At 44.5% G+C, this 12,212-nt stretch carries 9 protein-coding genes and 1 pseudogene; 2 read left to right on the top strand and 8 right to left on the bottom strand.

The annotated features are described in order from the left end of the window. Window positions 1-137 precede the first annotated feature (137 nt). From ACSAZK_RS14960 to ACSAZK_RS14950, 3 genes are all read right to left on the bottom strand, one after another. Window positions 138-2,603 carry an Orn/Lys/Arg decarboxylase N-terminal domain-containing protein gene (locus tag ACSAZK_RS14960; protein WP_440954863.1) on the bottom strand — a complete coding sequence of 822 codons (2,466 nt, stop codon included), beginning with the start codon at window positions 2,601-2,603 and terminating at the stop codon, window positions 138-140. A 92-nt stretch (window positions 2,604-2,695) separates the two neighbouring features. Then, entirely contained in the window at window positions 2,696-4,102 is a 1,407-nt protein-coding gene (locus ACSAZK_RS14955; RefSeq protein ID WP_440954862.1) for a glutamate decarboxylase, read from the bottom strand. Between the two features lie 128 nt (window positions 4,103-4,230). Further along, window positions 4,231-5,814 (bottom strand): M20/M25/M40 family metallo-hydrolase, encoded by a 1,584-nt coding sequence (locus tag ACSAZK_RS14950; RefSeq protein WP_440954861.1) that lies wholly within the window; start codon window positions 5,812-5,814, stop codon window positions 4,231-4,233. Between the two features lie 517 nt (window positions 5,815-6,331). Between ACSAZK_RS14950 and ACSAZK_RS14945 the strand changes: the two are divergent. Beyond that, a pseudogene (locus tag ACSAZK_RS14945) lies at window positions 6,332-6,573 on the top strand (ISH3 family transposase); the annotation flags it as partial. Window positions 6,574-6,723: 150 nt separating this feature from the next. Here ACSAZK_RS14945 and ACSAZK_RS14940 read toward each other — a convergent pair. Together ACSAZK_RS14940 and ACSAZK_RS14935 are read right to left on the bottom strand one after the other, a co-directional pair. Further along, the gene (locus tag ACSAZK_RS14940) at window positions 6,724-7,701 is read right to left on the bottom strand and encodes a TrmB family transcriptional regulator (protein ID WP_440954860.1); all 978 of its coding nucleotides are present in this window, start codon (window positions 7,699-7,701) and stop codon (window positions 6,724-6,726) included. A gap of 276 nt (window positions 7,702-7,977) precedes the next feature. Next, entirely contained in the window at window positions 7,978-9,450 is a 1,473-nt protein-coding gene (locus ACSAZK_RS14935; RefSeq protein WP_440954859.1) for a HEAT repeat domain-containing protein, read from the bottom strand. A 649-nt stretch (window positions 9,451-10,099) separates the two neighbouring features. On the opposite strand from ACSAZK_RS14935, the gene ACSAZK_RS14930 reads away from it, so the two are divergent. Continuing rightward, window positions 10,100-10,693, top strand: a complete 594-nt coding sequence (locus tag ACSAZK_RS14930) for a PEF-CTERM sorting domain-containing protein (RefSeq protein ID WP_440954858.1) — start codon at window positions 10,100-10,102, stop codon at window positions 10,691-10,693. Window positions 10,694-10,949: 256 nt separating this feature from the next. Here the strand turns inward: ACSAZK_RS14930 and ACSAZK_RS14925 are convergent, their stop codons facing one another. From ACSAZK_RS14925 to ACSAZK_RS14915, 3 genes are all read right to left on the bottom strand, one after another. Then, entirely contained in the window at window positions 10,950-11,111 is a 162-nt protein-coding gene (locus ACSAZK_RS14925; protein ID WP_440954857.1) for a hypothetical protein, read from the bottom strand. A 76-nt stretch (window positions 11,112-11,187) separates the two neighbouring features. Next, window positions 11,188-11,556, bottom strand: a complete 369-nt coding sequence (locus ACSAZK_RS14920) for an ATP-binding protein (protein ID WP_440954856.1) — start codon at window positions 11,554-11,556, stop codon at window positions 11,188-11,190. 216 nt (window positions 11,557-11,772) lie between these two features. Continuing rightward, entirely contained in the window at window positions 11,773-12,183 is a 411-nt protein-coding gene (locus ACSAZK_RS14915) for a CGGC domain-containing protein (protein ID WP_440954855.1), read from the bottom strand. Window positions 12,184-12,212 lie beyond the last annotated feature (29 nt).

Below are 12,212 nucleotides of genomic sequence, written 5' to 3'. Positions count from 1 at the left end.
AATAAAAGAAATTAGAAAAGTGAGATGATTTTGGGACAAAACACATTTAGACCCTACAAACTCGTTAAAATTCATAATTTTTAGCTTCTTCACAGCTTTCAGTCTTCCTTCCTTCCTTTCACTACTTTCTTTGCCGATCAGGAACGGCCCTTTTTGAAAGATTTCATAACTGAGCGCGGACGAGTCATTTCTCTATAGATAGGAGTAGAAGTGAAAGTTCTTTTTTCTTTCTTTTCACGGATTGTTTCTTCCGCTTCACAGATTCCTACTTTCGCTTCACAGATTTCTTTCTTCACACAGCGCATCCAGAAAACACCTTTCTCATCAACCTCGATTCCATGAATCTCGTGCCCGAAACCTGGGAAGCTCTGGCTGAAATCCTGAAGGTTGAGCAAGAACTGGATGTGCGGGCTTTCCTTACTTCCAAGGCGTTCCCCGGGCATCAGGATTGGTATTCCGGGAGGATAAGGCACCAGTAGATGTCCGGAAACCCGGTTTTCTACCTCCTCGACTTTGAGTTTTTCTGTCTTCCCACGGACGAGTTTCTGATATGTTTCGGCAGAAGAAAGCACGGTCTCCGGGATGGTATCACAGGCTTCATTCAGCAGGCCAGGAAGGTTAAGCTTGCTCATCTCTTCATGCATCATCTGGCAGAGACCTTTGAGGGTCAGGGGCCTGTCGCCATTCAGACTATAGCTTTCCGGGTATTCGGCGACCAGCTCAGGAAGAACTTCAGAGACAGTTGCTCCACTGTCATAGAGACGCTTGAATTCGATCAGGGCCTCAAGAAGAGTACCCCATTTACCTTTACTTGACCCTACTGAGAAGAGCACGAGCACGGTGTAGTCCCCTGTCCTTGCGATCTCAATCCTGCGTGAGTCCAGAAAGCGCGTCAGGATAGATCCGGGAATACCACAATCTGAAATTTGACCATCTGGACTAATACCCGGACATATAATTGTCACCTTGGTCGGATCGAGCATGCAGTAACTCTCGTCGAGACAATTATCTTCGAATCCGTGCCACCTATCCCCTGGATTTAGCATCCAGCAGGAGGGCTCATTCGCAAGCAACTCATCAGGCGCGTCTACAAAGTTAAACTGGTCTCCTGTTCTCGGATCGGATACTCTCTCGGGCTGATAGCAGGAGAAAAACCAGCTATTCTGTTCGCCGTCTGCCGCAAATTTTCTGGCTACCGAGGCAATAGCTTTACGCAAGCCTATGGAGTCCAGAACCGTCTCCTGCATCATTGTCGGACCGGCAGGCTCGTCCATCATTGAAGTGGCCACGTCAATAGAGGCAATCATCGGATAGAAAGGCGAGGTGGTTCCGTGCATCATGAATGCCTCATTGAACTGATCAAACTCCAGAGGAGCTTTTTTCTGATTGACCCTGAGGTGAATCATCGAGGCCATCGAAAAAGCGGGCAGCATCTTATGGGTTGACTGCACGGCAAAGAGTGTAGGCAAATTATCATTCTCCGGAACACCCATCGAAAAACGGCCTCTATAAAGGGGATGAAACTTAGCATAGGCATACCAGGCCTCGTCGAAGTGAACCCGGGGAACACTCCTGCCAAGTAGCTCAACTACACGGTCCACATCATAGCAGAACCCATCATATGTACAGTTGGTCACAACAGCGTAGGAAGGATCCATGGATACTGCATCAGGAGCCAATGGACTCTCTTCAATTAGTTTTTTTATATGGTCTGGCTCGAAAAAGCTAGGAGGTATGAGCCCTATCATGCCATAACCATTGCGTGTGGGCTTCAGGTAAACTGCCCTTGCTCCGCTGATGGTCAGCCCATGGTTGAGAGACTTGTGGCAGTTGCGGTCCACAATTACCATCTCTCCTGCACCTATGGCCCCCTGGCAGACGATCCTGTTTGAAGTCGAGGAACCGCCAAGCACGTAGAAAGTATACTCCGCCCCGAAGATGCGCGCTGCATTACGTTCGGACTCATATGAAGGGCCTATGTGCTCAAGCCAGTCTCCAAGTTCGGCAGTTGAAATGCCTATATCGGCACGCATGATGTTCTCTCCGAAGAACTTGTGAAACTCCATGCCTACAGGATGTTTCAGATAGGCTACGCCTCCCATATGTCCGGGCGCATCCCAGCTGTAGGCTGCATCTTCGGTGAACTTTTTTAATTCTTGGAAATATGGGGGGAGAAGGGCTTCATAGTAGCGTCGAACTGCGAAATCCATCCTGCCCGCAATGAAGGCTGCTGTGTCCTGGTACATGTAAACGTACTCATGGACTTCCTTGACCACTTCAGTAGGTAAGTCGCCTACAAGCGTTTTCTCCGCAATAAGAAAGATGGGAAGGTTTTTGTTTCTGGCACGGATGGATTTTATAATATCCTCTGCAGCGTGCTCGCTAAAGTGAGATCCCCCTGAAAGGTCCCAGTCCAGAAAGACACACCCGAAACCCGGGTCTGAAACGACAAGAGACAGGCCGTCTTCCGGGGTTGTGGCCGTGGTCGTCTTGTAGCCCAGTTCATGAATTGCCTCTTTAAGGCGTTTCATTGCCTGGTCGGAAGCCGATTCATACCCGTATTTCTCACCGGCAATGATTAAAACAGGAAGTTTATGTGACATAAATGGCACCTCTTTACTTCTAATTTTTAAATCCATAACTGAATTCGGAAATCAGATTTTTCTAAAAAATAAGCTGGCTGAAGTGCAAATTTTCAGCAAATACGGGCCAGATACTTTTCAGGTGGGCAGGGTTTTTTTGCCCCGGGCTGTGTCCCATTTTCAAAAAATTGACATGCATTTTCGAGATCACTGACGAGAATTGTCGCCATGTCCGAAGTGAAGTTTTCTCTTACGACGATGCGCATGATCTCGATATCTTCCGCATTTTTCGGGAGGCAGTAGGCAGGAACTATCCAGCCCTTTTCCCTCAGTTTATACGAGAGCTGCTGCAGAGAATATCCAGTTATCTCTTTTTGTCTGAAAGCAATTATGGGGAGCCTTTCTCCTTTGTTCAGCATTTCAAAGCGGCCCAGCCTGTCGACTCTCTCAGCAAGATCCCGTGAGACATCAAGGATATTTTTCATTATTCCGGTATAGCCAGCTCTTCCGAACCTTAAAATATTATAATATTGGGCCACAACCATGGCACTACCCCCTGAAAAGTTCAGGGTGTACGAGTCTTCCATTTCTCCGAGGTAGTTCACATGGAAAATCAGTTCTTCTGGGAGGTCATCTTTATCGCGGAAGATCAGCCAGCCAAGGCCAGGGTAGGTCAGTCCGTACTTATGCCCTGAAACGTTTACGGATTTTACTCTTTCCAGTCTGAAATCCCATTCAAAATCCGGTTCGGTAAAAGGCAATATGAAGCCACCGCTTGCAGCGTCTATGTGGATGGGTATGTCCCAGCCTTTTTCTTTTTTATACTTGAGAAGTAAATCGTTAATGTCCTGTACTGGATCGATTTCTCCTGTAAAAGTAGTTCCCAGTACACAGCCAACACAGATGGTGTTCTCATCAATCTGCTTTGAGACCGCTCTGGCAGTAATCGTACGCCTTTTTTTGTCTATAGGGACTTTTCTTGCCTCAACATCAAAATATCTGGCAAACTTATCCCAGCAAACATGAGCATCGTTTCCGAAAACTATATTTGGTTTACCAGTACCTCCCCCTGACTTTTTCCAGCTCCACTTGTGAGCCAGCAAACCTAGCATTATGGCTTCTGAAGAGCCGGCTGTGGCCGTACCCACGAATTCGGTGTTATGCCCGTTAAAAAGTCGCCCGAGCATATTCACAAGGTTCCTGTGGATAACTTTGTCAGTTTGCGGATATTCGAAAATATCTATGATGTTTTTATTGATGTTTTCCATGACAAGCTTATCTGCTTCAGGTTCCATCCATGTGTTGACAAAACTTGCCAGATTCAGGAAAGGATTGCCGTCGAGGCTCTGCTCATCATGTACCAGTTGATAAGCTGCTCTCGGATTCATTCCCTCTTCAGGGAACTCATACTTTGGAACTCCTTTTTCTTTGACCTTTGGAATATATCTGGCACTGTATGCGCCAACACGATACTTTTTAGAGTCATCTAATTTTTCAAGGTTTATTTTTCTTGAAATCATGATTTTAACCCCTCAGACACAATTGAAAAATGCTCTGCCTCCCCCAGCTTACTTTGAAAAATAGAGGAAAAAATAAGAAGCTGACGGACGTAGAGTCCAACCTTCTAATCATTAAATTCCGTATTTTTTTAGAAGAGACTTTGGATAAGATCGGTTACTGCTCCATAGAATTTCTCCACTGTGGCTGCTTGGAGGCGTTCTCCTCCGGTATGAGGGTTCATTATTGTCGGTCCTATGGAGATACAGTCTATTTCCTCGGATTTTGCCACAATATAGCTGCATTCGAGCCCTGCATGGATTACTGTTGCAAGGGACTCTTCACCATAAATTTTGTTATACACGGTTTTTGCTTTATCAAGAAGTGGAGAATTGACATCCGGTTCCCATGCCGGATAGGAATCACCTGTTTCTACCGTGTACTTGAAGAGTTTCCCGATCGTTTTTTGAATTTGAACAAGAGCATCCATGGAATACTTGTCAGAGCTGCGGTTTGAGGCTTTAATCGTCACTTCTGGCTGAACGTTAAGATCTGCCATGCCCCCTGGCTGAATACTAACGTCTGCAAGGTTACTTGACGTCTCCACCAGATTAGGTACATTCGGGATCATGCGGATTACGCCGTGAGGGATCTGCCTGAGCAAGCATAAAAGCGCATCTGTCGATGCTTCATTAAGAGAGTTCGGAGTGCTTTCAACGGCCTGAATACTGTAAACCAAATTCTCCTCAGGCTTAGACTGTACCTTTAAGGCTTCACAATAAGCGTTAAAATCATTTTCAAATTCTACCTTATTGATTTCTGGTAGGGCAATTATGGCACTGGCACAGCTTGGAATCTTATTTGAGATTGCTTCCTCATCCCTTTTCAATGAAACCAGGCGCAAATCGTAGCTTTTAATTCCCTCGCCCTTGACGTCAAGATTTGTGAGTCGGTTATTGAGCCGGATGAGGATATCAGTGACAACTTTGATGGCATTAAGCCTTCCACAATTGATGTTAATCCCGGAATGTCCTCCACAAAGCCCTGAAATCGATAGTTTCAGGTTGATAAAACCCTCAGGAACGGGTGATAAAGTAGCGTTTCCATCATACCGGACGCTGCAACCGCCCGCACTGCCGTAAATAATAGTTTTTACGTCTTCTGCGTCGAGATTTATGTACGTTCTCCCTTTCAGCAGAGCAGGATCAAATTTTGCAGCTCCGCCCATATCAGTTTCTTCCTGAACAGTAAAATAACACTCGAATGGATAGTCTTTGAGTTTCTCGTCTTCCAGAAGGGCAAGGATAGTGGCTACTCCAATTCCGTCATCCGCACCCAGAGTTGTGCCTTTTCCTGGGTCGGTTATGCTTTCCTGATCTCCGGCTTTTATCCACTTTTCACTTTCTTCATCTGGATAGCCAAAGACTTTTAATGGGAAAATTTCCCTGTCAGGGGAGCATACCATATCCATATGCGCCTGTAGGGTGATATAAGGAGCACTGACATAATTCCCTGAACCCTTTCTGCGAAAGATAATTACTCTATTTCCGGGGTCTTTAGCATCGCGCTCGTAAAAAAGGTATTCTGCGCCTTCGATCTTTTTAAGGCATTCTACCACATATTCCCGAACCCTGTCTTCCTCCCCTGAAGGATGATATAATTTTGTTAGTTCCATAAAATGGTCATGTACTGCTTTTGGCTCAAAAGAGTCATCTAATATGTTTATTTCTGACATGTGCATCTAACTCCTGAACATTTCTCTCATAAGCTCTTTCGCTGTATTGATCATTCAGAAGTACATCTCAAAGAAACCAGCATTTGATTTTCTTTAATCAGGACAGAATGTGGTTCTGAATTTTTTACAAAATTCTTCATGGATAATGATTCCCCTGATATGTTATCCAATTGAGCAAACAGCACTGTTTTAATTTATTTTCAAGAATGATCTCCTAATTGCTGTTTTTATTTCGTATCAGCTTTGTAAGTTTTTAACAATAACTCTAGGAAGAATATTTCATGTCACTCACACACTTAAAGCCAGAAATCAATTACATGCAAGTTTATTCAAAAACGCACGTTTCAGATATTTTGACTTTCATACTACTGACTCATGTACAACAATGCAAGTATTAATAAGAAGTAGTAAGTCCCAATATAAAACGCTTCCTACTTTTACCACATTTGGAAACTGTCCCCCTTAAAAGAGAAATTTAGTACAGCAATTCATGTATCTTCAGGCTCGGGACACGACCAAAAAAGGATGTAAAAACCTTGGTTTCGAAGTTTTTGAGTCAGGTGGTCTCCAGGAAAGGTCAGTACAATTTACAGAAGAAGATTTACTATTGAATCATCATATCGGATTAGGAATGTGGTTAAACCAAAGGCCTCATCCAAAATTACTAATATCAGGTACTTTTATGCGCTAATATCTTTCCCGCCAAAAAACATAAGGGCATACGTTAAGAAGAAACATCTTGCAATAGTAAAAAGAGGAACTCAGGTAGATGTTTGAGTGTTTGAGGTCTTCACTGTTTTGAATAGGGGTAATTTATACCCCTTCCCGAAATATAAAAATAGTCTGTACAACCTTCAGATGCCTTTATTGTTGAAAATCATATTCAAAAACCGGACAAGGTTGGTGAGATCAGTCAGGGGAGTCTGAATTTGTTTTTCGCCTCAAGCTTTTCCTCAAACTCAGAGCCTCTTTCAGCCCGAGGTCTTCTTCAAGGTCATCCTCCAAATCAAAATCTACTCCCAGTTCAAGTTCTTCTTCAAGTTCTTCGTCAAGCTCCGAGACCTCTTCCACCTTTAATTTTTCCTCCAGATCAAGCCGCTCTCCTGCCATCCACAAAAGCTCGAACTCCTCCTTGAGGTTCTTTGCAAGCCCGGAGTCCCAGATTTTCACTACCGAAAGGACGCGGTCTTTATCCTGTGGGTGGGGCTGGAAGAGGATTACCACGCTGTCGTCAACGACCCCGAAGTAAGAGTCAAAGTTCTGGCTGAGCCTGATATCCAGGCTTTTTTTCAGTTTCACGCGAGTTTCCTCCTCCTGCATTGAAAAAAGGGAAACAAGAGCCAGGAAACGCGGGGATATGAGAAGCCTGATCTTAACTCCCCTGTCTAAGGCTTTTATGATTTCCGGGAGCAGGCTCGCGATTATGGGCATGCCTAAAGTGGGAGGGATTACACATATCGATTTTTTAACTTCCCTGTAGACGGAAGTTGCAAATTTCATGATTTCGGATTCGGTGATTGCGGTTGTCCAGAAAACTTCATTCGTCCGCTTCTGAGGAGAAACGGCTTTCAGGGCCTGCTTTGCTTCCTCGACAGAAACTTTCAAAAGTGCCATTTCCCTTTCAACTTCAGCTTTCCTCTTTTCAAAAAAAGCATCAAGAGCTAGCTCAGGGTCAACTGCCCTGAACTTTTTGGGCCTTGAGGTCTGGACTTCCACAAAGCCTTTCCCTGCCAGGGACTCAAGAACAGTGTAGATCTTCCCGTAGGGCACCTCCGAATCCCTGTAGACGGTGCTAGCTTCGGATACGCCCAGTTTCAAAAGGGAGAGGTAGGCTGCAGCTTCATAGGCGTTCAGGCCGATATCCAGGAGGAGCTTTTTCTTCTGCACAGTACATGCTGAATATTATTATGATAAGTAATTTTCGAAAAATTAGCAGCAGAAAAGACTCTGATCTCCCGTTAAAGTTTCACTGGTCCAGGAAATGTTCCGCTTGAACCATTCCACCTGAACCCGGAAACCGTTTTTCAATTAGATTCAAAAGGAAACCTCCGCCAGCTTGCCTGACGGCCCTCAACAAAAAACAAAAAAGAATTATAGTCAAGAACCCAAATTCTTTTACCAATCTCAAGTGTAAGTGTAAATATTTACGTTGGGGACTATAATTTAAATTCTGTCTCTTATCCTTAAAACAGAATCATTAGCGGCATCTCTGAGATATTCATCCTCAGATTCGTTAGCTGCTATTTGCTCAAGCTCTTCTACTGCCCTGAGCCCTCCTGTTCCCCCAAGCGCATCCACAGCAAAGAGGCGGATGGTTATATTTTCGTCCTCAAGCAGCCCTAAGAGAGGTTCTTCTGCTCTTTCGTCCCCGAAAACTCCAAGGACTGAAATTGCAGCCCGACGGATTTCGAACTCATCGGAATCAAGCGCACTGATTAGAGCATCAACCGCTTCATTTCCACCAATTTTGCTAAGTGAATATGCAGCAGTTGTCCTGAGGACCATTACTTCCCTTTTATCACGCATGATAAGGATAAGAGGATCAACTGCTCTTCTATCCCGGAGGTCTCCCAAGGCTTCTATGGAAGCCAAACGAAGTTCAGGATTTTCCGATTGGAGCAAGTAAAATAGACTTTCAAAAGCTTTTTTGTCCCCCAGCCTTCCTAAAGCAAGAGCTGAAGCTTCCCGGACTTTCACGGCCTGACTTTCATTGTTAAGAACAGGTAGCAAAACATCTACAGCCCTTTCCTTATCGAGCATTTCAAGAGCGGAAACTGAAGCCATTCTAAGCCCCAGATCTTCAGCTTGAAGTGTTTCCATAAGGGAAGTAAAAGCCTTATCATCTCCGAGCTTTCCGAGAGAATATACCGCCTCTTTACGGACGGAAAGGTTTTCATTATTGTTATCCAGAATCCCCACAAGGGGAACAACAGCTCTTTCATCTTCAAGTTGCCCAAGAGCCCGGACAGAGGCAAAACGAAGCCTATAATCTTCCTCACTTAATTTTAGAATAAGGAGGTCGACAGCTCTCCTATCTCCAAGCCTTCCGAGAGCTTCTGCCGCAGAGGTTCGGACAGAAAGCTTTTCAGACTCATTGCCCAGGATTTCAATAAGAGGCTTTAAAGCTCTTTCATCTCCTATACCCCCAAGAGCCAGGGACGCACTACTCCGAACAGACTCGTTTTCGTCCCCTTCCAGAGTCTCGAGCAGAGCTTCAACCGCAGTTTCATCTCCCAGAACTTCCAGCACTATGGCTGCATTTTCCCGGACAACCGGACTCTCGTCATCAAGGTTCTGTACAAGAGCTTTAATAGCTCTTTTTTCGTCCCATCTTCCAAGAATGTATGCGGTATTAGTGCGGACTTTTACGCTTTCATTTCCATCATTTAATGTCCGAAGCATAGCTTCGGAAGCAGAATCCCGGTAGGTTGATAGTTCATTTTCAGCGTTGATGCGAATGCTTCTATTTTCAGAACCCAGTTCCTGAATAAGCTCGTCAACTTCACCAGGCGAAAGTTCTGGCTTTCGCTCATCTATGCATCCCGAAAAAACAGTAATAACCAGGAAAACGAATAGGATTACGGAAAGAAAAACGAACCATTTAGAACCTGACTTCAAACCTAAGAACCGCATCATGTGGGATTCAATGAGTTACTTTTACTTATATATTTTTTTCAGTTAATTTTACATCTCATCCTTTCAGTTTTCAACCCGGAGAGAATCTTAACCGTGGATAAGCTGCGGAAGGCAGCGAGTGCAGACCCAGGGACACTCCCTCCCGAATTACGCTTCGGGATCACGTAAAATCAAAGATATTATTGGAGTTTCTATTATTTCTCCAAAATGCGAATATAGGTATACTCATACAGGTTTGGTTTTCAGAAATATATTGGATTATTGCCTTGCATTTTGATGCAAAAATTCCAAGTTTTAAAGCTGGAGGAGTATAAAATAGATTGACTATTATATTATTAATGTAATTGAAAATGCCTCAAATTTGAGGAGGACACCATTTTGCAATCAAAGTTGTGCTGGCGCACCACGCTGCAATCAAAGGGGTATGTTCGCTCCACCGCTAAAAATTCCGTAAAAGAAGACAATAGACCTAACACGGTTTAGTTCGAGCAGAAATTAACAAACAAAAAATGGATTTGAGAAATCGTATCTCATCAACGGTTCTCGGGGAAGTGTCCATTCCCGCAGCAAGCTACGGGGTATGAAATAAAAATCTATATGAGTTATTAGTGGGTATAATTGATTAATTATAGTTGGTGGTTTTATAGCAATGCAAAAAATGCTGGGAGTTGGAATCCTTGCGATCATACTTTTTATGGTGGGAACCGCAGGCGCGGAAACAATCTATTTGACAAAAGCGGATAACGATATATTTGATGGAAAGATCTCTATACAGGCAGATCTGAACGGAGAAAAAGGCACTATTACCGTACAATGTATTAGTCACACAACAAGCTATGAGCCCCTTAGAATTAATAACTTATATTACAATCTTGCCAGTAATCCCGTAGTTAGTGTTGACTGTGAAAAAAATATTAAAAATAAAGGGGTAGCAACTATCACTGATTTTGGAGAATTTGATAATTTATGTGTGATTAAAACTCAGGGTGGTGGTACATCCAACACCTATGGAGTCACCGATCCTATTACTTTTACTCTGAATGAATCATACACTTCTATACCTTCCAACGTTAACGGACATTCCATAGCTGTTCACGTTTTATTTGGTGATGGCACATGCACATCTGTGACCAATGGGAATACCAACAATAACATCCCTGAGTTCCCGACCATGGCATTACCTGTTATGGCAATCCTTGGAATATTGTTTGTATCACAGAGAGAGAGAGAAAAGAAGGAGTAAACCACAGGAAGAAACGGAAAGGGTTGACTTATCTCAAACCCCAGAGTTTTGCTTCCCAAATTGCATCAATCCACCAAAAAAAGTAACAGCTTTATCCGTGGATAAGCTGCGGAAGACAGCGAGTACAGACCCACAAACTCTCCATCCCGAGTTGCGGCTCGGGATCACAGAAAACAAAGATTTTCGGGGAGTTGCGATATAATCGCAACAGAATGCGGTTCCGTTTCGCTCCACTTCGTTTCGCTCAAGCGGACTTTTATCCGTGGATAAGCTGCGGAAGACAGCGAGTACAGACCCACAGACTCTCCATCCCGAGTTGCGGCTCGGGAGAACGCGGTTCCGTTTCGCTCCACTTCGTTTCGCTCAAGCGGACTTTTATCCGTGGATAAGCTGCGGAAGACAGCGAGTACAGACCCACAGGCTCTCCATCCCGAGTTGCGGCTCGGGAGAACGCGGTTCCGTTTCGCTCCACTTCGTTTCGCTCAAGCGGACTTTTATCCGTGGATAAGCTGCGGAAGACAGCGAGTACAGACCCACAGACTCTCCATTTTATGCCTGAGCGGCATGAGGTAGTGGGTGTCTTCGCCTGCGCCACAGCTGAAGCAGCGGATGGAGACGTCAGTCTGCCTTGGCTGGGCTTCGGCTTTTTCTCTGTTGAATTCAACTGTGTGACGTTCTTCAATAGTGATTGCACCCTCGGGGCAGACTCCTATGCAAAAGCCCATGCCGTCGCAGAGTTCTTCGGATACGACTTTTGCTTTCCCATTGATGATCTGGATTGCGCCTTCGGCACAGGGGGAAACGCATTTTCCGCAGCCAGTGCATTTTTCTTCGTCAATTTTTACAATCATCCGTTTTACCATAATTTTAGACCTCTCAAAGTTTCGTAAATTAATATCAGGTTTGTAAGGACAGCAGGTTTGTAAGGATAAGACTTCCAGCCCCACACTCCAAGCCAGGGGGGATTGGGACGAAGGTTGGGGTGTGTAAATCATTGATAGAGGAGTGTGGGACGAAAGTTAGCGTGAATGGTTGAAAGGAGAACAAAGGAAGGAAAAGGTGGAGGGATAATGAGATTTTCAGTGGTGTGTGCCCTCCACAATTTCGATTCCTTCGTTCTGGATTGTTTTTCTGATGGTGTCGAGGTTCGGACATTTGGGATAAAAGCCTTCCATCAGCATGCAGGAACTCAGGTGCACGACATCAGGTTCGTGCTTTTTGAGCGCCTTTAGCAGGCGGAAAACTCTCCGACCTGAGCAGCCCCCACATGTGAAGAAGGCAATCATCTCTGCGTTTTCATCGTAATTTTCGAAATGGGATTCCCTCTCATTGAACGCCTTGAAACATCCAACCCCGGGGCAGGCTTCTGAAACGATATCACAGCGAACGACCGCTATTTTTGTGGGTTTTAAGGTCTCTGAAGAGGGCTTTATTTCTTTGACCGTTTTGCCTCCGACCTTTTTTTCTTCACTCACTTTTTCTTCGACCATTTTATCACCGTTCCTTCTGCGGTTTTATC

The organism is Methanosarcina sediminis, assembly GCF_052056915.1.
GTDB lineage: Archaea > Halobacteriota > Methanosarcinia > Methanosarcinales > Methanosarcinaceae > MTP4.
The sequence above is the reverse complement of the archived record's forward strand: the minus strand, read 5'-3'. Positions and strand labels throughout refer to the sequence as shown.

What these genes read in the sequence shown, in the direction of transcription:
- ACSAZK_RS14960 (WP_440954863.1), bottom strand. Translation starts at nt 2,603, where the DNA reads ATGTCACATAAACTTCCTGTTTTAATCATTGCCGGTGAGAAATACGGG.
- ACSAZK_RS14955 (WP_440954862.1), bottom strand. Translation starts at nt 4,102, where the DNA reads ATGATTTCAAGAAAAATAAACCTTGAAAAATTAGATGACTCTAAAAAG.
- ACSAZK_RS14950 (WP_440954861.1), bottom strand. Translation starts at nt 5,814, where the DNA reads ATGTCAGAAATAAACATATTAGATGACTCTTTTGAGCCAAAAGCAGTA.
- ACSAZK_RS14935 (WP_440954859.1), bottom strand. Translation starts at nt 9,450, where the DNA reads ATGATGCGGTTCTTAGGTTTGAAGTCAGGTTCTAAATGGTTCGTTTTT.
- ACSAZK_RS14930 (WP_440954858.1), top strand. Translation starts at nt 10,100, where the DNA reads ATGCAAAAAATGCTGGGAGTTGGAATCCTTGCGATCATACTTTTTATG.
- ACSAZK_RS14920 (WP_440954856.1), bottom strand. Translation starts at nt 11,556, where the DNA reads ATGGTAAAACGGATGATTGTAAAAATTGACGAAGAAAAATGCACTGGC.
- ACSAZK_RS14915 (WP_440954855.1), bottom strand. Translation starts at nt 12,183, where the DNA reads ATGGTCGAAGAAAAAGTGAGTGAAGAAAAAAAGGTCGGAGGCAAAACG.